Origin of the sequence: Bradyrhizobium genosp. P, assembly GCF_049949265.1 — a bacterium.
Taxonomy (GTDB): domain Bacteria; phylum Pseudomonadota; class Alphaproteobacteria; order Rhizobiales; family Xanthobacteraceae; genus Bradyrhizobium.
Genome location: NZ_CP188195.1, coordinates 6,441,119 through 6,460,778, shown reverse-complemented (window position 1 = coordinate 6,460,778; position 19,660 = coordinate 6,441,119). Strand labels below are relative to the sequence as shown.

General features: G+C 63.7%; 18 protein-coding genes. 11 read left to right on the top strand and 7 right to left on the bottom strand.

Annotation, left to right across the window (positions count from 1 at the left end; genetic code table 11):
* The first annotated feature begins 225 nt into the window (after positions 1-225).
* The 7 genes from ACP2YO_RS31130 to ACP2YO_RS31100 all read left to right on the top strand — a co-directional run bounded on the left by ACP2YO_RS31130 (position 226) and on the right by ACP2YO_RS31100 (position 9,267).
* Complete coding sequence (locus ACP2YO_RS31130; RefSeq protein WP_426434964.1) at positions 226-750, top strand: YcgN family cysteine cluster protein; 525 nt, start codon at positions 226-228, stop codon at positions 748-750.
* A gap of 171 nt (positions 751-921) precedes the next feature.
* Entirely contained in the window at positions 922-2,514 is a 1,593-nt protein-coding gene (locus ACP2YO_RS31125; protein WP_426434963.1) for an MDR family MFS transporter, read from the top strand.
* 842 nt (positions 2,515-3,356) lie between these two features.
* On the top strand, positions 3,357-4,592 hold the full coding sequence (locus tag ACP2YO_RS31120; RefSeq protein WP_426443356.1) for an ABC transporter substrate-binding protein: 1,236 nt from the start codon (positions 3,357-3,359) through the stop codon (positions 4,590-4,592).
* A gap of 98 nt (positions 4,593-4,690) precedes the next feature.
* A complete protein-coding gene (locus tag ACP2YO_RS31115) occupies positions 4,691-5,566 on the top strand; it encodes a branched-chain amino acid ABC transporter permease (RefSeq protein ID WP_426434962.1) in 876 nt (291 codons plus the stop codon).
* Position 5,567: 1 nt separating this feature from the next.
* Positions 5,568-6,494, top strand: a complete 927-nt coding sequence (locus tag ACP2YO_RS31110) for a branched-chain amino acid ABC transporter permease (RefSeq protein WP_426434961.1) — start codon at positions 5,568-5,570, stop codon at positions 6,492-6,494.
* Positions 6,494-7,975 (top strand): ATP-binding cassette domain-containing protein, encoded by a 1,482-nt coding sequence (locus ACP2YO_RS31105; protein WP_426434960.1) that lies wholly within the window; start codon positions 6,494-6,496, stop codon positions 7,973-7,975. Before ACP2YO_RS31110 ends, ACP2YO_RS31105 begins: the two co-directional genes overlap by 1 nt.
* Positions 7,976-8,019: 44 nt before the next feature.
* Positions 8,020-9,267 (top strand): ABC transporter substrate-binding protein, encoded by a 1,248-nt coding sequence (locus ACP2YO_RS31100; RefSeq protein WP_426434959.1) that lies wholly within the window; start codon positions 8,020-8,022, stop codon positions 9,265-9,267.
* 99 nt (positions 9,268-9,366) lie between these two features.
* Here ACP2YO_RS31100 and ACP2YO_RS31095 read toward each other — a convergent pair whose 3' ends face one another.
* A complete protein-coding gene (locus tag ACP2YO_RS31095) occupies positions 9,367-11,001 on the bottom strand; it encodes a thiamine pyrophosphate-requiring protein (protein WP_426434958.1) in 1,635 nt (544 codons plus the stop codon).
* A gap of 318 nt (positions 11,002-11,319) precedes the next feature.
* Here ACP2YO_RS31095 and ACP2YO_RS31090 point away from each other — a divergent pair, with 318 nt between their 5' ends.
* Complete coding sequence (locus tag ACP2YO_RS31090) at positions 11,320-11,484, top strand: Flp family type IVb pilin (protein ID WP_426434957.1); 165 nt, start codon at positions 11,320-11,322, stop codon at positions 11,482-11,484.
* 30 nt (positions 11,485-11,514) lie between these two features.
* On the opposite strand, the gene ACP2YO_RS31085 is transcribed toward ACP2YO_RS31090, so the two are convergent.
* Together ACP2YO_RS31085 and ACP2YO_RS31080 are read right to left on the bottom strand one after the other, a co-directional pair.
* Entirely contained in the window at positions 11,515-11,751 is a 237-nt protein-coding gene (locus ACP2YO_RS31085) for a hypothetical protein (protein ID WP_426434956.1), read from the bottom strand.
* Between the two features lie 46 nt (positions 11,752-11,797).
* Positions 11,798-12,787, bottom strand: coding sequence for a Ku protein (locus ACP2YO_RS31080; protein ID WP_426434955.1), 990 nt, complete (start codon positions 12,785-12,787; stop codon positions 11,798-11,800).
* 249 nt (positions 12,788-13,036) lie between these two features.
* Here ACP2YO_RS31080 and ACP2YO_RS31075 point away from each other — a divergent pair, with 249 nt between their 5' ends.
* Positions 13,037-13,189 (top strand): hypothetical protein, encoded by a 153-nt coding sequence (locus ACP2YO_RS31075; RefSeq protein ID WP_426434954.1) that lies wholly within the window; start codon positions 13,037-13,039, stop codon positions 13,187-13,189.
* A gap of 71 nt (positions 13,190-13,260) precedes the next feature.
* Here the strand turns inward: ACP2YO_RS31075 and ACP2YO_RS31070 are convergent, their stop codons facing one another.
* Complete coding sequence (locus ACP2YO_RS31070) at positions 13,261-14,853, bottom strand: ABC transporter substrate-binding protein (protein ID WP_426434953.1); 1,593 nt, start codon at positions 14,851-14,853, stop codon at positions 13,261-13,263.
* Positions 14,850-16,286, bottom strand: a complete 1,437-nt coding sequence (locus ACP2YO_RS31065; protein WP_426434952.1) for an amidase — start codon at positions 16,284-16,286, stop codon at positions 14,850-14,852. The genes ACP2YO_RS31070 and ACP2YO_RS31065 overlap by 4 nt, the downstream gene beginning before the upstream one ends.
* 120 nt (positions 16,287-16,406) lie before the next feature.
* Between ACP2YO_RS31065 and ACP2YO_RS31060 the strand changes: the two genes are divergently transcribed.
* Positions 16,407-17,087: a TetR/AcrR family transcriptional regulator gene (locus ACP2YO_RS31060; protein WP_426434951.1), complete on the top strand. Its 681-nt coding sequence runs from the start codon at positions 16,407-16,409 to the stop codon at positions 17,085-17,087.
* Here the strand turns inward: ACP2YO_RS31060 and rfbB are convergent.
* Complete coding sequence (gene rfbB, locus ACP2YO_RS31055) at positions 17,080-18,180, bottom strand: dTDP-glucose 4,6-dehydratase (RefSeq protein WP_426434950.1); 1,101 nt, start codon at positions 18,178-18,180, stop codon at positions 17,080-17,082. The two genes, ACP2YO_RS31060 and rfbB, sit on opposite strands and share 8 nt — an antisense overlap.
* 18 nt (positions 18,181-18,198) lie before the next feature.
* Positions 18,199-19,083, bottom strand: a complete 885-nt coding sequence (gene rfbA / locus ACP2YO_RS31050; RefSeq protein ID WP_426434949.1) for a glucose-1-phosphate thymidylyltransferase RfbA — start codon at positions 19,081-19,083, stop codon at positions 18,199-18,201.
* Positions 19,084-19,475: 392 nt separating this feature from the next.
* Between rfbA and ACP2YO_RS31045 the strand changes: the two genes are divergently transcribed.
* Entirely contained in the window at positions 19,476-19,628 is a 153-nt protein-coding gene (locus ACP2YO_RS31045; RefSeq protein WP_426434948.1) for a hypothetical protein, read from the top strand.
* The last annotated feature ends 32 nt before the right edge of the window (positions 19,629-19,660 follow it).

Below are 19,660 nucleotides of genomic sequence, written 5' to 3'. Positions count from 1 at the left end.
GCGAGCGTCTTGCTTGGATGTTGCGGCAAACCCAAGGCGCTTTTGCGTCATGGGGACGTAGGGTCGCTGTTCTATCCGAGCGGCAGCCATAAACCAATGGCGCCGCTTGTGATTTAATGAGAGGGCTAACGCTGCCCACGGGCTTTTTTGTCCCCGCAAAACCACCCCCTTGCGCCGCTTCGGGCGGCATCCCAAGAAGAGCCATATCGGTGACCTAAGGGAATCATGACCGTACCGCCCAAGCGCCCCTCGGACCAGCAGGGATTCTTCTGGAAAACCAAGACGTTGGAAGAGATGTCCAGCGCCGAATGGGAGAGCCTGTGTGACGGCTGTGCGCGGTGCTGCCTGGAGAAGCTCGAGGACGAGGACACCGGCAAGATCTATTTCACCCATATCTCCTGCAAGCTGCTCGATTCCGGCCTGTGCGCCTGCAAGGACTATCCGAACCGGTCCGACAAGGTTCCGGATTGCGTCCGGCTGACGCCGGAGAATGTCCGCACCCTGAACTGGCTGCCGCCGAGCTGCGGCTACCGCCTCGTGGCCGAGGGGCGGGACCTCTATTGGTGGCACCCCCTGATCTCCGGGGACCCCAACACCGTTCATGAAGCAGGCGTCTCGGTGCGTGGCCGGGTGCAGGGTACCGAACTCGACGTCAATGATGACGATCTCGAGGATCACATCGTGCGCTGGCCTGCCTTGCTCCCGAAGCAGGCACGGTTGAAGAAACGTCCCAAGGTGACGAAGTCGTGACGTCGAAGGGCGTGACGTCGCGCCACCACCGATCACGTGATCGCGAGAATCTCCCGATGGGATGCACCCATGCGCCGAGGGGCCTGCCTCAGTAGCGCTTTGCTGCGTAAATTGCAAAACGGAGAATGATTCCATCGCGGGATCAGCCCGCGCAGCAGCATTACATCTCAAATGAACAAGTATGAACGGCAGAGCCGTTTTCCTGCCGACCAACCGACATTGCCTGACGACATTGCCGACGAGCTGAACCGACTGCCGAGCGAGGTGATCAAACTCAGCGACGCACCGCCGATCGCGCCGCCCGTAGCACTTGGTCACGACGAAGTCCGCACCATCGTGATCAGCCTGATGCTGACGATGTTCCTGGCGGCGCTCGACCAGACCATCGTGGCGACTGCGCTGCCGACCATCGGGCGCCAGTTCCACGACGTCACCAATCTCTCCTGGGTGATCACGGCCTATCTCCTGGCATCCACCGCCGTGGCGCCGGTGTTCGGCACGCTGAGCGACATCTACGGCCGCCGTGCCATGATCATCACCTCGCTCAGCCTGTTCGTGGTCGGCTCCGTGTTGTGCGCGATCGCGCCGAGCATGACCATGCTGATCCTAGCCCGCGGCCTGCAGGGGCTTGGCGGCGGCGGCATCATGCCCGTCGTCCAGACCGTGATCTCCGACGTGGTCAGCCCGCGCGAGCGCGGCCGTTATCAGGCCTATTTCTCCAGCGTCTGGATGGCCGGCGGCATTCTCGGTCCCGTGGTCGGCGGCGTGTTCGCCGAGCATCTGCACTGGTCGATGATCTTTTGGATCAATCTGCCGCTGGCTCTCGCGGCGCTCGCGCTGCTGTTGCCGAAGATGAGCAAGATCCCGATGTTCCACCGCAAGCGCAAGGTCGACTGGCTCGGCGGCATCCTGCTGATGGCCTCGGCCGTCGCGTTGATGCTGGTGCTGACCTGGGGCGGCACCCGCTTCTCCTGGCTGTCGCCTGTCATTACGGCAATGCTCGGGGCCTCGATCGCGCTCGCCGGCGCCTTCGTCTGGCACGCACGCCGCGCCGACGAGCCGTTCCTGCCGCTGTCGCTGCTCGGCGGCTCGGTGGTGCCCTTTGCGATGGGCGCGGGCGGCTGTGCGCTCGGCGCCATGGTCGGCCTGACCGTGCATCTGCCGCTGTATTACGAGGTGGTCTATCACCTCACCGCCAGCGAGGCCGGACTCGCGCTGATCCCGCTCGCCGCGATTTCGACCTTCGGTGCCGCGATCGCCGGACGGACCATGGCGAAGGCCAAGCACTACAAGCGTGTCGCCATCGTCGGCACCTCGATCGCCGCGATCTGCGCCGTCGGGATGACCGTGACGACGCTGCCGCTGTGGGGATTGCTGCTGCTGATGAGCGTGTTCGCGCTCGGCCTCGGCACCACGTTCCCGGTGAGCGTTGTGTCGCTGCAGAATTCGGTGTCGCGCGCCCAGGTCGGTACCGTGACCGGCGCGATGAATTTCTTCCGCGCGCTGATGGCCTCCTTCACGGTCGCGGCCTTCGCCGCGATCCTTTTGATGACGTTGGGGAGCGACATCTCGCTCGTCGGTGAGCATCATGCTGCGGGCGCCGGCGTGGTGAGCTCGATTCCGATCCCCGACATGATCACCGCCTTCCGCTACGTGTTCGCCGCCGCCGCCGTGCTGCTGACGACCGCCTCGATCTGCATGATCACGATGGAAGAGCGCCCGCTCGCCGGCCCTGGCAGGCCGCCGGTCGAGATGGCGGAGTAGGGCGGTCGGCCGCATTCTCAAGCCGCCACCATAACAACTTTCTCTGGAATACTGGATCGCCCGGTCGAGCCGGGCGATGACGCCTGTGTATGGGGACGCAGCTTCGCGTTCTCGCGACATGATTTGTCCGAGTCTTGCATTTCGTTCCGCCCTCTCATCTTGCAGAGGGCGCAGGGAAAGCCGGGTGCCGATCGCACCCATGGGCCCGGTGCAACAAAAAGCACCGGGGTAGGACCACAGGTGTAACCGGAAACAACCCGGCTTTCCCTGCGCGATGGGTTACGGCTTATACGTGCTCTCCCCGGTGAGACTGGGCTTGCTTGTCACCGCCATCAGCAGGGATGTTAGTCCCTCGCTGACAGGACACCTGCCACTAGGGCGTCAGGCCTGCACGACTTCGCCGTCCGCTATCTGCCACGATCGTCAATCGCGACATCAGCGTCCACCGCATCCCACCGCAACACTCGTGACGACCGCGAAGCGCCCCTCAATCGGGTGAGACGGGCAAATCTATACACTGAGTTGCACTTCTGATAAAACGAAATATTTTTGACGCGAGGGCTTGCGCCGTCGGGCAAATCAGTGATTGGGAGTTTCGGCAAGGGCACGTGAAACGGAATTGAGTTACCTCCGGCGGCGCCCATCTGCCTATAACGGGTGCAATCGCTAATGCGGTGAATGCCGACCCACTACTTTAGTCGCCGTCGCCACACGGCGATCTGAACGCGGTTTCACTTGCTGCGCGTTTTGTCGCGGCTATAGTCGCGCCCGAAGAGCTCAAAGCAGCCGACAAAGAGGAGTGAAACCGGGTGAAACGATCGTCGCGATTGCCTTTTCATGCAATGCAGCAACTTGCGGGGGCGGCTGCCTTGGCCCTCCCTTTGGGCGTAGTGGCGCTGGCTCCGCATCAGGCGCTGGCTGCTGATACCCTCAAGATCGGCGTGATCGCCGAGGCGCAGGCGATTGCCGGCGCGTCGATTCCGCAGGCGGCCCAGATGGCCGCCGACGAGATCAACGCCAAGGGCGGCATCGACGGCCGCAAGATCGAGATCGTCAGCTACGACAATCACTCGTCCTCGGCCGATTCGGTGCGCGCGTTCCAGCGCGCGGTGAACGAGGACAAGGTCAACATCGTCATCGCAAGCTATATCAGCGAAGTGGTGCTGGCGCTTGAGCCCTGGGCCTCGCGCCTGAAGACGCCATTCGTCACGCCGGGTGCTGCCTCCAACGAGATCAGCAAGAGCGTCCACGCCGACTACGACAAGAACAAATACACCTTCCACGGCTATCTGACCTCGGCGGCGCTGGCGATGTCGGTCTGCGACGCCGCCAAGGATCTGCTGGTCGATCAGAAGCACATGAAGACCGCGGTTGTCATGAGCGAGGACGCCGCCTGGACCAAGCCGCTGGACGTCGGCTACGAGGAGTGCCTGCCGAAGATCGGCCTCAAGATGCTCGATCACATCCGCTTCTCGCCCGATACCACCGACTTCACGCCGATCTTCAACAAGATCGAGGGCAGCAAGCCCGACGTGATCATCACCGGCATTTCGCATGTCGGCGTGCAGCCGACGGTGCAGTGGAAGAACCAGCAGGTGCCGATCCCGATGTTCGGGATCTCCTCGCAGGCGACCAACGAGACCTTCGGCAAGGACACCAACGACGCTGCGGAAGGCGTGCTCTATCAGGGCGTGTCGGGCCCGAACGTCGCGGTGACGCCGAAGTCGGTGCCGTTCGCCGAAGACTTCAAGAAACGCTACGGCAACTATCCGTCTTACGCCGGCTACACCTCCTATGACGAGGTCTATTACATTGCGGATGCAGTGAAGCGGGCTGGTTCGACCGATGCCGACAAGATGGTCGACGCGCTGGAGAAGACCGATTGGGAAGGCACCATCGGCCGCGTCCAGTTCTACGGCAAGGACGATCCGTTCACCCATTCGATCAAGTACGGCAAGGGCCTGATCACCGGACTGATGCTGCAGTGGCAGGGCGGCAAGCAGGTCGCGGTCTGGCCCAAGGAGGTCGCCAAGAGCGATCTCAAGTTCCCCGCCTTCGTCAAGGTGACCTCGAACTAGCTGACAAGAAAATGCTCCCGGATCTCTCCCGGGAGCATTTTTCTTGCACTGCGAATTCCTCCACAACAGGGCAGCCCTGCTGCCGCGGCCAGTCATAAATGCTTGCGTTACAAATCCTGATCGATGGCTTTGCCATCAGTGCCCTCTACGCACTCGGCGCCACCGGCTTCACCCTGATCTTCGGTGTCTCGGGCGTCCTCAATCTCTCTCATGGTGCCATCATGGTGGCCGCAGCGGTCGCGGCCTGGGCCGCGGCGAGCGTGCTGCACCTCGACACCTATTCCGGCGCGCTGCTCGGCGTCGCGGTCGCGCTCATCATGGCATTCGCGACCTATTTCGCGGTGGTGAAGCCGATCCAGAATTCCCGGCGGATCCCCAACGAGGAGAAGGAAATCTTCGTCCTCACCGGCACCTTGCTGTGGGGGATCATGATCCAGGAGCTGATCGCCTATTTCTTCACCAACAACGCCAAGACGGTGCTGCCGATCGTCGAGGGCGTGGTCGATGTCCTTGGCGTCCGCACGCCGCGGAACGAGATCTTCACCGCGATCGTCTGCTGCCTCGTCATCGGCCTGCTGTGGCTCCTGGTGAACCGAACAAGGACCGGCAAGGCGGTGCTGGCGGCCTCGATGAACCCGCGCGGCGTCACGCTGCTCGGCCTCGAACTCACCCGCATCTACATTGTGGTGTGGGGGATCTACGGCGTCCTGGCCGGCATCGCCGGCGTGCTGCTCGGCATGTTCCTGGGCGTCAGCTCCTACAGCGTCGGGCCGCTCACCGCGAGCGCGTTCTCGATCGTGGTGCTCGGCGGCCTCGGCAGCGTCTCCGGCTCGCTGATCGCGGCCTTCGTCGTCGGCTACCTCGAGACCCTGACCGCGTACCTGGTGTCGCCGGCCTACCGTACCATTCCGGCGCTGCTGCTGCTGGTCATCGTGATGTATATCCGGCCTCAAGGCCTGTTGGGGAGGCGCTGAGATGGCCGGATTCTTCAGGTCGCGGCTGTTCTTCATCTCGCTGGCCTGCGTGGTGGTCGCCGCCACGCTGCCGATGTACGTCTCGGGCTACATCCTCGGGCTACTGACCGTCGCGTTCTATTTCGGCGTGTTCGCGATGGCCTGGGACTTGCTGTTCGGATTCGCCGGAGAGGTCAATTTCGGGCCGACCTTCCTGATCGGTGTCGGCGCCTATACGGCCGGAATCCTCAACGCCCAGTTCGGCTGGTCGGTCTATCTCTGCATCGTCCTCGGCGCGCTGGCCTCTGTGGTCGCGGGCTTCGTGCTGGCGCTGCCGGCGCTGCGGGTGAGGGGGCCGTATTTCGGCCTGACCACGCTGGTCGCGGTGCTGATGCTGCAGAATTTCATCGTGGTGTTCGCCGATCTCACCGGCGGCGAGATCGGCCTGACCATTCCTGATGTCGTCACCATCAATGCCGGCGCGAATTACTGGATCGCGCTCGGCTTCATGACAACAAGCGCGGCCATCTTGTATGGCCTGTCGCAATCGCCGGTTGGCCTCGTGCTGCAGGCGAGCGGGCAGGATCCGGTGCAGGCCGGCGCGCTCGGCTTCAATATCGTCAAGCACAAGCTCGCCGCCTTCGTCGTCAGCGCGTTCTTCTCCGGGCTCTCAGGCGCGCTGCTGGTGTTCTACTTCGGTACCGCGTCGGTCGGCACGGTGGTCGACGTCGCGGTCGGTGTGAACGTCATCGTCGCAGCCGTGCTCGGCGGCCGGCGCACCGTGCTGGGGGCTGCGCTCGGCGCGATCTTCCTGATCGTGGCAGGCGAATTCCTGCGCCCGACCGGTGAGCTCGCGACCTTCATCGTCTCGGCGGTGGCGCTGCTCGTCGTGCTGTTCTTCCCCGGCGGTTTTCTCGGAGCGGCCCTGTCACGCGAGGCGCGCTCGTGATGGATCAGACTGTCACCACCACTCCCGTTCTCTCGGTTCGCGGCCTGACCAAGCGGTTCGGCGGCCTGACGGCGGTGAAGAACCTCAGTTTCGAGGTGCGCCCCGGCGAGATCCTCGGCCTGATCGGGCCGAACGGCTCGGGCAAGTCGACCGCGATGAAGAGCGTGATGGGCATCGAGCGCCCGACCTCTGGCGAGGTGATCTTCGAGGGCGAGAATGTCGCCGGCCTGCCTGCGCACAAGATCGCGCGCAAGGGCTTTGGCATGGTGTTCCAGCACTCGCGGCCGCTGAACCGGCAGACCGTGCTTGAGAACATCATGGTCGCGCTGCTGCCTGACAGCCTGTTCATGCTGTTTCCCGACAAGGCGTTGACCGAACGCGCCAAGTGGATCGCCGATCGCGTCGGCCTCGGCGCGGTGATGGACCGCCGTCCGCCGACGCTGCCATTCGCCGATCTGCGCCGGCTCGAGCTTGCCAAGGCGATCGCGCGCGACCCGAAGGTGGTGCTGGTCGACGAGCCGTTTGCCGGATTGACCAGCGGCGAGGTCGTCGGTTTCTCGGCGCTGATCCGCAGCTTCCGCGACGAGGGACGCGCGGTGATGCTGGTCGATCACAACGTCAAAAGCGTCGCAGCCCTGGTCGACCGGGTGCTCGCGATGTATCTCGGCGAGGAGATCACGACCGGGCGGCCCGAGGACGTGATGAAGAACGAGACCGTGCGGCGGGTCTATCTCGGCGGCGCGATCGTGACCCATGCGCGTCCCGAAACCAGCTTCAAGGATAAGACGCCGCTGCTGCAGGTCGAGAATGTCAGCGTGCATTACGGCAAGGCGCAGGCACTGGAGAACGTCTCGATCCACCTCCATGAGGGCGAGTTCGTCTCCATCGTTGGCCTCAACGGCGCCGGCAAGACCACGCTGTTCAACACCATCTCGGGCTTCCTGCCGTATACCGGCGAGATCATCCGCGGTGGCGAGAAACTGCGTGGGATGGGGCCGGCGAAGATCGCGCGCTCTGGACTGGTGCAGTGCCCGGAATCGCGCGAATTGTTCGGTGAGATGACGGTCCGCGAAAATCTCGATCTCGGCGGCCAGCATCTGACCGACGAGGCGAGGGCGAAGCAACTCGCCTGGCTGTTCGAGCTGTTTCCGATCCTGAAGGAACGCCAGGGCCAGATGGCGCAGACGCTGTCCGGCGGCGAGCAGCAGATGCTCGCGATCGGGCGTGCGCTGATGATGCAGCCGCAAATCCTGATCCTGGACGAGCCGACGCTGGGCCTCGCGCCCGTCATCCTCGAATTGCTGTCGAAGGCGCTGGAGCGATTGCGCCAGACCACCAAGATCACGGTGTTGCTCGGCGAGCAGAACGTGACCTTTGCGCTACCCCATGCCGACCGCGTCTATGTGCTCGAGCACGCGCGGATCGTGTGGGAGGGCGATCCCGGCCGGTTCGCCGCGGAGGCCGGGGCCGACTTCCTGTAGGTTTTGAAGATCGACAATAACAAAGCGAAGAAAGGGAGAACACCATGTCACGATATTCGTTCGCTGCCCGCGCGAGCCTGTTGCCGCTCGCTTCAGCGCTCGCGCTCTGCCTCGCGGCGCCGGCCTACGCGCAGTCCAAGGATCCGATCAAGATCGGCGTGATCGCCGAGGTGCAGTCGATTGCCGGTGCGGCGACGCCGGGCGGCGCGCAGATCGCAGCCGACGAGATCAACGCCAAGGGCGGCATCGACGGCCGCAAGATCGAGATCGTCAGCTACGACAACAAGAGCTCGTCGGCAGACTCGGTGCGCGCCTTCCAGCGCGCGGTCAGCGAGGACAAGGTTTCCGCCGTGATCGCCAGCTACATCAGCGAAGTGGTGCTGGCGCTGGAGCCATGGGCGTCGCGGCTGAAGATGCCGCTGATCACTCCCGGCGCGGCGTCGAACGAGATCACCAAGGCCATCCATAACGACTACGATAAGAACAAGTACACCTTCCACGGCTATTTGACCTCGGCCGCGCAGGCGCAGATCGTCTGCGACGCCGCCAAGGAGCTGCTGGTCGACCAGCTCAAGTTCAAGACCGCGGCGATCATGAGCGAGGACGCGGCCTGGACCAAGCCGCTCGACGCCGGCTACGAGGACTGCCTGCCGAAGGCCGGCCTGAAGGTGGTGGAGCATGTGCGCTTCTCGCCCGACACCACCGACTTCACGCCGATCTTCAACAACATGGAGTGCAAGAAGCCCGACATGATCGTCACCGGCATCTCGCATGTCGGCGTGCAGCCGACGGTGCAGTGGAAGAACCAGCAGGTACCGATCCCGATGTTCGGCATCAGCGCGCAGGCGCTGAGCCCGTCGTTCTGGGGCGATACCAATGGGGCGGCCGAAGGCGTGCCCTCGCTCGCGGTGGCGACGCCCGATGTCGCGGTGACGCCGAAGACCAAGCCGTTCGCGGCGGCCTTCAAGGCGAAATACGGTACGCCGCCGGCCTATACCGGCTACACCGCCTATGACGAGGTCTACATGATCGCGGAGGCGATCCAGCGCGCCGGCTCGACCGATCCGGACAAGATGGTCGCCGAGCTCGAGAAGACCGACTACGTGGGCACGATCGGCAAGATCGCGTTCTACGGCAAGAACGACGAGTTCACCCACGGCATCAAGTCCGGCCCCGGCTTCGTCACTGGCCTCGTGTTCCAGTGGCAGAACGGCAAGCAGATCACGGTCTGGCCGAAGGCGATCGCCGAAGGCAAGCTGAAGTTCCCGGAGTTTGTGAAGGTTTCGCAGTAAGCGAAACGAGCCGCGGGCTCCGCTTCACCTTGCCCCGCTTGCGGGGCAGCCCCTCACCCCAACCCTCTCCCCGCAAGAGCGGGGCGAGGGAGTCTAAGCTCACGTCCCTGGCCGCGAGACCTCGGTCTCCTTGCTGGTGATGAACTCCAGCAGCACCGGTACGCCTTCCCTGGTCTTCTGGATGCCGCGCTTGATCGCCGGGATGATGTCTTCAGGCTTCGTCACCCGCTCGCCATAGCCGCCGAAGGCGCGGGCCATCGCGGCGTAGTCGCCGGAGATGTCGGTCGAGCGATACTTCTCGGTCGAGATCGGCATCACCTTCAATTCGATCGCCATCGAGAAATTGTTGAGCAGGATCGACATGATCGGGATGCGCTCGCGCACCGCGGTCTCGAAATCCATCCCCGTAAAGCCGATCGCGGCGTCGCCCCAGACGTTGATGCAGAGCTTGTCGGGTTTTGCCAGCTTGGCGCCCATCGCAAGGCCAAGGCCATAGCCGAGCTGCGTGGTCTTGCCCCAGCCGATATAGGACAACGGCTCGACCGATTTCCAGAACGGCGACAGCTGGTCGCGCGGGCTGCCGGCGTCGTGGGTGATGATGGTGTTGTGGATGTCGACGGTGTGCTGCAGGTCCCACAGCACGCGATAGGGATTGAGCGGCGCGTCGTTGTGCGTCAGCTTCGGCATCCACTTGGCGAGCCACTCCTTGTGGGAGGCGGCGATCTCCTCCGTGACCGCGCTGGCGTTGCGGTCCGACGTCACCGTCTTGCCGATCTCCTCGAGCAGCGCGTCGAGCACCAGGGCGGCGTCGCCGACCAGGCCGATCCTGACCTCGACATCCTTGTTGATGTGGTTCGGATCGAGCGTCGAATGGATGATGGTCTTGCCCTTCGGCATCGCGATGCCGAACGAGGTCTCGGTGAAGGAGCAGCCAATGCCGAAGATCACGTCGGCTTCGCCCAGGAATTTCGGCACCGCGCGCGGCACGGCAAGCCCGCCGGAGCCGAGCGACAGCGGATGCGTCTCTGGGAATGACGACTTGCCGCCGAGGCTAGTGGTGACAGGGATCGCGAGCCGCTCGGCGAGGCGCTTCAGTTGCGGCCAGGCCTTGGCGTAGTGCACGCCCTGGCCGGCATAGATCACCGGCCGTTTTGCATTCACGAGCAGGGCGGCGGCCTCCTTCACGTGGACCGGGTCGGCGCCGTAGCGGGTGCGCAGCACCGGCGTGTAGTTCAGGGGCTCCGCGACTTCCTCGTTCCACATGTCGGCGGGGATTTCGACGATCACCGGCCCGCCGCGGCCGTTCTTCAGTTTTGTAAACGCCCGCCGAAAGATGTTGCAGACCTCGGCTGCGATATTGATCGGCTCGGAAGACTTCGAGAACGCCTTCATCGCCTGGCTGGAATTGAAGTTCGGGTCGATGTTGGCAAGCCGCCGTGCGTAGCCCATCGGCAGCACCAGAACCGGCACCGACTCGCCGTAGCACTGCGCGACGCCGCCCATGGCGTTCTCGGCGCCGGGGCCGTGCTGCATGCAGAACGCGCCGATGGTTTGGCCCGAGGTGACGCGGGAGATCGCGTCCGCCATGTGCACGCCGATGCGCTCCTGGCGCACCATCACGGGGCGGATGTCGGCATTGGCCGCATATTCGATCAGGTGGTTGACCGGATAGCCGCAGAGGATCTCGATGCCCTCGCGCTTCATGATTTCCGCGATCGCGGCGCCGAGTTTCATGACGGTCTCTCCCTGGTCACGGCCGGTTTTTCCTGGCCTCGTTGTCGTCCCGTGAGGGAGAGGAACAGGATTTGGCTGGGTGGTAAAGCGCGCCCGCGGCCGGATCGGGTAGTCCTGATATGCGTTTACGGGCGATACAGGCCCGGCGGACACCGAGCGGGCGGCATGACGCGGGTCGGGATAGGCCGCGAATCCCATACAACCTTTAAGCGATCATTCATCCTGTCCGTCAATGCGGCGTCAACCAATGCGGCATAGTTTGCCTAGTGTATTGTTCCGCCGCGAGCGAATATGCGCAGGCGTCGACAGGAGCTTTCAATGCGTTCGTTGCTGGCAAGATTTTTTCGCGATGAAGCCGGGGCAACCGCTCTCGAATACGCCATCATCGGCGGCGGGCTCAGCATCGTCATCGTTTACGCAGTCGGCGGTATCGGCACCAATCTCAGCAGCCGCTTCGCCTCCATCAGCACCTCGCTGAAGTAGTTTCGGCGCCTTGCTGAAATAGCGCCGCCTCTAGCTGTCTCCGCCGTCGCCGTTCAGTGCGCGCAGCATCGCGATGCGCGCAAACATCAGCCAGCCGCCGCCGGTTTCCGCCGCGTTGATCAGGTGCTCGACCGCGACCTGCCAGCGTTGCTCCTGCTGGGTCTGTTCCGGCATTTTCATGATGTAGTCGGCGGCTTGCTGCAGCGTCACGAGCCTGCCGCCGCGGGTGAGGTCGATCGGCTCGTCGAAGGGCGTCGACCAGGGCATCTCAGGCGCGGCAGATCGGGATCATCGGTGTCCGCCGCAGGCCCGCTCAGCCTGCCTTCTTCGACCGTGCGGTGCTTTGCGCGCGCACCGGCTTCTCCGCCTTTTTCGGCTCGGGCTTGGCGACCTCCTTGGGCTCGCGCTTGCCGCTGCCCGAGATCGGCAGCAGCATCTCGCGCTGGCCCTCGATGCGCTTCTTCGGCTTCTTGCCCTTTGCCTTCCCCTCGGCCTTGCTCTCAGCTTTGGCGACCGGCGCCGCCTGCTTCTCGTTGGCGAGGCTCTTCTTCAGCGCGTCCATCAGGTTGATGACGTTGCCGCTCGACTTCGCAGCCGGCTTGGCGACCTTGATGCCGTTGCGCTTCTGGTTGATCAGGTCGATCAGCGCCTGCTCGTAGCGATCCTCGAACTCCTCCGGATCGAAGTCGGCGGATTTCTGCTCGACGATGTGCTTGGCGAGATCCAGCATGTCCTTGGTGATCTTCACGTCCTGGATGTCGTCGAAATATTCCTTCTCGCTGCGCACCTCGTAGGGGTAGCGCAGCAGCGTGCCCATCAGCCCGTTGTCGAGCGGCTCGAGCGCGATGATGTGCTCGCGGTTGGTCAGCACCACGCGGCCGATCGCGACCTTGTCCAGGCTGCGGATGGTTTCGCGGATCACCGCGAAGGCGTCGTGGCCGACCTTGCCGTCGGGAACGAGATAATAGGGACGGATCAGATAGCGGCTGTCGATGTCGGAGCGCGGCACGAATTCATCAATCTCGATCGTGCGGGTGGAGTCGAGCGCGATGTCGTCGAGCTCGTCCTTGGTGACCTCGATGTAGGTGTCGGTGTCGACCTTGTAGCCCTTCATGATGTCTTCGGTGGACACCTCTTCGCCGGTCTCCGCGTCGACCTTGGCGTATTTGATCCGGTGGCCGGTCTTGCGGTTGATCTGGTTGAAGGAGACCTTTTCGGTATCCGACGTCGCCGGGTACAGGGCAACCGGGCAGGTCACAAGCGAAAGGCGCAAAAAGCCTTTCCAGTTGGCGCGGGGGGCCATGGGAAACTCCGATTACGCAACCGACGGAACGAACAAGGATAACACCGGGAACCCCGGTTTGAAACATCGCGCCCCGCGGAATCTCGCAACGCCGTTAACCGTGCTTTCGGCCTGCGCCGGTTTGACGCGGGGCCGGGGTCGTGCCCTCAGGCGGCGCTGGGTTCGGAACATCGTTCTGCATCACGCGTTGGCCTCTCGCAGGGGACGGCAATTGCCGGAAATTACAGGCACTTAAGCAGAGAGGTCGCGATGGCAACAGAACGACACGGTCAGATCGTCGAAACCCCGACCGAAGCGCGGCAGGCCGAGCCAGGCCCTTCGGTCCTTGCACTTCTCACGGCTTCGACGGGGCTCGCGGTCCTGATCCTCGGCGTCGTGTGGTTCGCGTTTTTCCGGGTTTAGCAAGTGTGGGTCGATGTGCGGCGCCTCACATCGTCGAGGCCCGAAGTCTGATCGTGCGATACTGAGGCGGTTCAGGCGCGCCGGACATTGTAAAACAGGGGGAAGCCCTTCAGCATCCCGGTCAGATTGGTCCGATAGGCCGTGGGCTGGTAGAATACGCCGAGCGGCAGATAGGGCAGGTCCTGGAAGGCCTGACGCTGCATCTGCCGGCAGATTTCCTGTCGTGAGCTCTCGTCCGGTGCGTTGAACCACTGGCTGCGCAAGTCTTCGAGACTCTGGCTCGATGGCCAGCCGAACGTCGCTGTCCTGCCGGTTCCCCGCAAATAGGTGTGAGCAGCCGGGTTCACGGCGCTGACGCCGGTCGAATAGTTGCACCAGATGTTCCAGCCGCCCTTGTCGATCGGTTGCTGCGAGGCGACGCGCTGAAGCACCGTGGCCCAGTCGAGCGCCTGATAGTCGAGATTGATGCCTGCTCGCCTGAGCATGTCGCCGGCGATCTCGCTCATGGCGTTGAGCGCGGGAAAGTCCGTCGGAACCGGAAAGACGATGCGCTCGCCGGCATATCCCGCCGCCTTCAGCGCAGCCTTCACCTTGTCGAAATCTTTGGCGGCGGGCAGGGCATCCATGCCGACATCGTTCGCCATCGGCGAGCCCGGCGTGAAGAAGCCGACGCCATCCCGCCAGTACCGCCGGTCCTCTCCGGCGACCGCTACCATGTACTCGTCCTGACGGAGCGCGCCGAGCAAAGCGCGCCGCATCTCCGGCCTGTCGAAGGGCGGCAGGAGATGGTTGAAGCGGATCATCGCGATCGCGCCGAAGCGGTCGAGCACCTCGACCTTGAGGTCCTTGTTGGTGGCGAAGACCGGCAGCAGATCCGGGATCGGCTGCTCCCACCAGTCGACCTCGCCAGTCTGGAGCGCCGCTGCGGCTGTGGAGGCGTCCGGAATCGTCCGCCATTCGACACGGTCAAAATAGGCGACCTTGGGGCCGGACATGAAGCTCGTCTGGCCGTTCGGCGTCGGACGGTAGCCGGCGAACTTCTCATAGGCGTTCAGCGACCCCGGCACCCGGTCGGCCGCGATGTAGCGATAAGGCCCGCTGCCCACCATTTCGGTGATGCGCTGCATTGGATCGGTCAGGGCCAAGCGCTCCGGCATGATGGCGCAGACGTTGGTGCCGGGCTTTCCGAGCACGTCGGGCAAGAGCGGGAACGGCCGCTTCAGCCGGAAGTGCAGTTCGCTGTCGGAGTGTGCGGTCAGTTCGTCCACCGCAGCCATCAGCGACTGTCCATAGAGGTCGCGCACACCCCAGCGCTTGATGCTGGCGACGACGTCGCGAGCGAGGACTTTCTGCCCGTCATGAAACTGCAGACCGTCGCGCAGCGTGATCCGCCACAGCAGGCCATCATTCTCAACGACATGCCCTTCGGCCATCTGTGGATGAGACCGCAGCTGTTCGTCGACCCCGTAGAGCGTGTCGAAAATGAGCAGGGCGTGATGCCGGATCACGAGGCCCGTGGACTGGATCGGATCGAGCAGCGCGAGATCGGCCTGCGGCACGAACTTCAGCACGCGGCTTGCTTGTGCCACCGCAAGGCGCGGCGCGGCAATGGCACCGGTCGCCAGGCCGGCGGCGGATGAGATCAACCTGCGACGTGTGATCATGCTGCCCCTCTCTCGGTTTCGGTCGACAGCGATGGTCGGTGATGCCGCCAGGGACGGGCCTGCTCGAAGGCGGCCGACGCCTGCAGGACGCCGAGGTCGTCGAAGCGACGACCGACGATCTGCAGGCCGACCGGCAGCCCCTCGTCGGTGAAGCCGCAGGGCGCGCTCGCCGCCGGGTTGCCGGAGAAATTGAACGGATAGGAAAACTGCGCCCACATCAGCCAATCCCAGGGATGTTGCGGCCACGATGCCGGCTGCAGCAGATCGGCGGGGAATGCCGCAGTGCTTACCGCAGGCGTCAGGAGCAGATCCCAGTCCTCGAAGAAGCGATGGATCGCCTCGCAATAGGCCAGCTTGCGGGCCCGCATCACGTGATACTGCTCGGCGCTGGCGTTTCTGGCCTCGCGCAGCATCGCGACCAAGCCAGGATCCATCCGGTCATGCCAGTCGGCAAGGTAGGTCGCGCCGCGGGCGAGATAGCCCATCGGCCAGAAGAAATGTGCAAGATCGCGTCCGAGAGGCCCCCACTCCGGCGTGACCAACTCGACGGTGGCGCCGAGCTCGGCGAAGGCGCCGACGGCCTTGGCAACCAGAACGGCGACGTCAGTATCGACTCGGGCATGACCGAGATCGGAACTGAACGCGATGCGCTTGCCTTTCAGGTCGCCGCCGAGTTGCCGGGAATAGGGCTGCGGCTGAGCCTCACAGGAGGTATGATCCCACGGATGAGGACCGGCCATCGCTTCCAGCATCAGCGCGCTGTCGGCGACCGTGCGCGTCAGCGTGCCCATATGGGTCGCGTAGTCGTTGTTGGGAACCGGCCAATAGGGGATGCGGCCATGGGTCGGCTTCAAGCCGTAAACGCCGGAAAAATGGGCCGGCATGCGCACCGATCCGCCGCCATCGGAGCCGAGATGCAGGGGGCCGAAGCCGGCCGCGGCGGCTACCGCCGCTCCCGCCGAGGAGGCTCCGGCGTTGTAGCCACGCTTCCACGGATTATGGGTGATGCCGGTCAGCGGGCTCTGGCTGACGCCTTTCCAGCCGAACTCGGGCAACGTGGTCTTGCCCACGGTCATGCTGCCTGCGGCATGAAGACGGGTGATACAGGGGGCATCAAGGTCGGGGACCCAGTCGGCCGATGCGTGGGAGCCCTGCGTGGTCGTGAGCCCCGCGGTCGGGTGCATGTCCTTCAATGTCACCGGGATGCCTTCGAGGAGGCGCGGCTCGCGCTTGCCGGAGTAGGCCGCCTCGGCCTCCCGCGCCGCCTTCAACGCCAGTTCCGGCGTCAGCATGGTCATCGCGTTGAGGGCCGGGTCGAGCTCTTCGATGCGACGAAGAACGGCGTTGGCGACCTCATGAGGAGACAGCTGCCCGCCCGCATAGAGCGTCTTGAGTTCGGTCGCGCTCAGAAATCCGATTTCCGCCGTATCCATCGTCGCCCCTGCTTCAGATCGTCGGCTATGGACCGGCCTCGCCGATTTGACGCTTCAAGCTTCCGGCCCAGCCGCTATAAGGGGTATATTCCAGCACGATTAAAATACGGAGCGTAGCGTATGTCAATTGCCTCACCGGCTCGGCGCGGAGTGTCCGCGACCCAGCCGAGCCGTGCCGGCCGGCCTCGCAATCCGGCGGTTCAGCGGCAGATTCTCGAAGCGGCCAAAGCGCTGGTGGGAGAAAATGGATGCGCGGCAATCACCATTGAGGGCGTCGCGGCAAGAGCGGGCGTTTCCAAGCAGTCGGTCTACCGGCGCTGGTCATCGCGCGGCGACCTGCTGGTTGATCTTTACCTCGGTTCGGTGACCGAGGAGCCGGAGGGATGGCACGGCCTTGGCTTCAAGGCAGCTTTCACCGACTACATCCAATGGAGCGTTCGGCGCCTTTTCGATCCGAAACGGGCCGCCATCCTGCGCGGGCTGGCGATGGAGGCGCAGGCCGATCCGGCAATCCGGCGGGTGCTGATGGTGAGGATCGTGGAGCCGAGGCTCGCGAGGGGCCGCGAACTGCTGCGTCGCGCCGCCGATGCCGGCGAGATCCGGAAGGATCTCGACGTCGAGACGGCTCTGGATTTCGTCTTCGGATCGGTCTGGTTCAGTCTCCTGATCACAGGCTCGCCGATAAACCGCCGCTGGCAGGACAGGATGTTGCGGGAGTTCTTCATCCTGGCCGCGCCCATCGCTGCGACGCCCAAGGCTGCGACGTCCAAGGCTGCGATAAGTGTCGCAGAACCTAGTTAGTCGAACGGCCGGGCGGTGGGGCTGGAACCGAAAGCCCGAGCCGTTTGGCGTCATAGCCGGAGGTCAGGATGGACTGCCACCACAGCTTGTTTGTGAGATACCAGCGGACAGTCTTGTCGAGCCCGCTGTCGAAATTCTCCTGGGCGGTCCAGCCCAGTTCGCGTTCCAGTTTCGAGGCGTCGATGGCGTAGCGGCGATCATGGCCGGGACGATCGGCCACGAACGAGATCAGCCGGCTGCGGTCGCCATGACCGGACGGTTGCAGCCGGTCGAGCAGCCGGCAGACATTCTCGACGACCGCAAGATTGGTCCGCTCGTTGCGGCCGCCGACATTGTAGGTCTCGCCGATCCGCCCATCTCGGAGGATGGTGCACAGCGCGCGCGCGTGATCCTCGACATGGAGCCAGTCGCGAACCTGCCGCCCGTCGCCATAGACCGGAAGAGGTTCCTCGGCGAGCGCCTTGATGATCATGTGGGGGATCAGTTTCTCCGGAAACTGATACGGCCCGTAATTGTTCGAGCAGTTCGAGATCAGGCAAGGTAATTCGTAGGTTTCGCACCAGGCGCGCACCAGATGATCGGAGGCGGCCTTGCTGGCGGAATAGGGCGAGTTCGGCGCGTAGGGGCTCTGTTCGGTGAAAGCGCCGTCCGGGCCGAGCGAGCCGAACACCTCGTCGGTCGAGACGTGCAGCAGGCGGAACGGCTCGCGCTCCGACGGCGACAGTGCGCGCCAGTGGCGGAGCGCTTCCTGCAGCAGCGTGAAGGTGCCGGTGATGTTGGTCCTGATGAACTCCTGCGGACCGTCGATCGAGCGGTCGACATGGCTCTCGGCCGCAAGATGAATCACGCCTTGCGGCTGGTATCTGGCGAACAGTTCGCGCAGGGCCTCGCCGTCGCAGATATCGGTTCTGGCGAGGGCATAGCGGGCGGATTGCGCCGCGGCCTGCGGAATCGAATCCAGGCTCGACGCGTAGGTCAGCTTGTCGATGTTGACGATCGAGACGTCAGCGGTCTCGTGCAAATGCCTGATGACGGCGGACCCGATGAAGCCCGCGCCGCCCGTCACGAAGATCGTCGATCGGCCCTCACTCATGCCTGACACATCGGATAGCTAATGCTGGGACTTGGTGACGCTGTGATAGACCGAGAGCAGATATTCGCCGTAGCTGCTCTTCGCCGACCGCTGCGCCAGATGGTGGAACTGATCGAGCGTGATGTTTCCCATCCGCAGCGCAACCTCTTCGATACAGGCAATGCGCAAACCCTGCCGCTGCTCGAGAATCTGGACGAAGTGACTGGCTTCGACCAGCGACGAATGCGTGCCGGTATCGAGCCAGGCAAAGCCGCGATGGAGCATTTCGACGAAGAGCTCGCCTCGTTCCATATAGGCGCGATTGATATCGGTGATCTCGAGTTCGCCCCGCGCCGACGGCTTCACCGCGGCGGCAATGTCGAGAACCGCGTTGTCATAGAAATAGAGGCCGGTCACCGCGATGTCCGACTTCGGCTGCGCCGGCTTTTCCTCGATCGAGATCGGCCGTCTCTGGCCGTCCAGCTCGACGACGCCATAATTCTTTGGTGAGCCGACCGCGTAGCCGAAAATCGTCGCGCCGCTGGTCTTGCCGCCGGCGCGCTTCAGCTTGTCGCTGAGGCCGTGACCATAGAAGATGTTATCGCCAAGGATCAGCGCGACGTTGTCGTTGCCGACGAATTCGCGGCCGACGATGAAGGCATCGGCGAGGCCGCGTGGCTGCTGCTGCGCCGCGTAGGAGATGGTGAGGCCGATCTCGCCGCCTTCGCCGAGCAAGCGGCGGAACAGGTGCTGATCCTCCGGCGTGGTGATGATCAGGATGTCCTTGATTCCCGCGAGCATGAGTGTCGACAACGGATAGTAGATCATCGGCTTGTCGAACACCGGCAGCAATTGCTTGGAGACCACCGTCGTCACCGGATACAGCCGCGTCCCGGTTCCACCCGCCAGAATTATCCCCTTCATCGCACCTCTCGCCCCGCAACATCTGAGCGTTGCCCAGCCTAGCTCTAGCACAGATTTCACCCGTGGTAGGGCCCCCGCCGGCCGGATTTGCCGCGTCGGCGCATGAACTTGCGGGACATTTGCGCTGGTCCGGCGAGTGCACCCCGGGCTTCACCAGCCAGTGTGACGTGTCGATCGCCGAGCGAACCGGCAGCGAACGAACCCGCAGCGAGCGGAGCGGCGCGATTCCGCTGCGCGGCAAATCATGTCGCGAAGATCCGATCCGCGCGCGCGATTGTGAAGGCGCGATAGCTCACGATGTGCACGCTGCCGGGTGATGTCGCGACGCGCGTCATGAGATTATCGAATTTAATGGCTAGGTCTGACCGGCGACTCTGGGGCGAGCCCGATACATGTTTTATCGATTCAAATTTCCTCTGCTGGTGCAGTTGAAAGAGAGAAGTCTTTCCGGCGTCTTTGTCGGATTGGTCGTACTGGCGATGACGGGATGGATCTATCTGCTGAGCACGATGTTCCTGAAGTTCACCCTGTGGTTTTTTTCGTGAGCAGTGGGAACTTCGCGCACGTGCGCTGATCG

Coding starts and splice junctions, on each gene's coding strand:
- ACP2YO_RS31045 (WP_426434948.1), top strand. CDS start 19,476: ATGTTTTATCGATTCAAATTTCCTCTGCTGGTGCAGTTGAAAGAGAGA.
- ACP2YO_RS31115 (WP_426434962.1), top strand. CDS start 4,691: ATGCTTGCGTTACAAATCCTGATCGATGGCTTTGCCATCAGTGCCCTC.
- ACP2YO_RS31065 (WP_426434952.1), bottom strand. CDS start 16,286: ATGGATACGGCGGAAATCGGATTTCTGAGCGCGACCGAACTCAAGACG.
- ACP2YO_RS31105 (WP_426434960.1), top strand. CDS start 6,494: ATGGATCAGACTGTCACCACCACTCCCGTTCTCTCGGTTCGCGGCCTG.
- ACP2YO_RS31100 (WP_426434959.1), top strand. CDS start 8,020: ATGTCACGATATTCGTTCGCTGCCCGCGCGAGCCTGTTGCCGCTCGCT.
- ACP2YO_RS31070 (WP_426434953.1), bottom strand. CDS start 14,853: ATGATCACACGTCGCAGGTTGATCTCATCCGCCGCCGGCCTGGCGACC.
- ACP2YO_RS31060 (WP_426434951.1), top strand. CDS start 16,407: ATGTCAATTGCCTCACCGGCTCGGCGCGGAGTGTCCGCGACCCAGCCG.
- ACP2YO_RS31125 (WP_426434963.1), top strand. CDS start 922: ATGAACAAGTATGAACGGCAGAGCCGTTTTCCTGCCGACCAACCGACA.
- ACP2YO_RS31110 (WP_426434961.1), top strand. CDS start 5,568: ATGGCCGGATTCTTCAGGTCGCGGCTGTTCTTCATCTCGCTGGCCTGC.
- rfbB (WP_426434950.1), bottom strand. CDS start 18,180: ATGAGTGAGGGCCGATCGACGATCTTCGTGACGGGCGGCGCGGGCTTC.
- ACP2YO_RS31075 (WP_426434954.1), top strand. CDS start 13,037: ATGGCAACAGAACGACACGGTCAGATCGTCGAAACCCCGACCGAAGCG.
- ACP2YO_RS31130 (WP_426434964.1), top strand. CDS start 226: ATGACCGTACCGCCCAAGCGCCCCTCGGACCAGCAGGGATTCTTCTGG.
- ACP2YO_RS31085 (WP_426434956.1), bottom strand. CDS start 11,751: ATGCCCTGGTCGACGCCCTTCGACGAGCCGATCGACCTCACCCGCGGC.
- ACP2YO_RS31120 (WP_426443356.1), top strand. CDS start 3,357: ATGCAGCAACTTGCGGGGGCGGCTGCCTTGGCCCTCCCTTTGGGCGTA.
- ACP2YO_RS31090 (WP_426434957.1), top strand. CDS start 11,320: ATGCGTTCGTTGCTGGCAAGATTTTTTCGCGATGAAGCCGGGGCAACC.
- ACP2YO_RS31095 (WP_426434958.1), bottom strand. CDS start 11,001: ATGAAACTCGGCGCCGCGATCGCGGAAATCATGAAGCGCGAGGGCATC.
- rfbA (WP_426434949.1), bottom strand. CDS start 19,083: ATGAAGGGGATAATTCTGGCGGGTGGAACCGGGACGCGGCTGTATCCG.
- ACP2YO_RS31080 (WP_426434955.1), bottom strand. CDS start 12,787: ATGGCCCCCCGCGCCAACTGGAAAGGCTTTTTGCGCCTTTCGCTTGTG.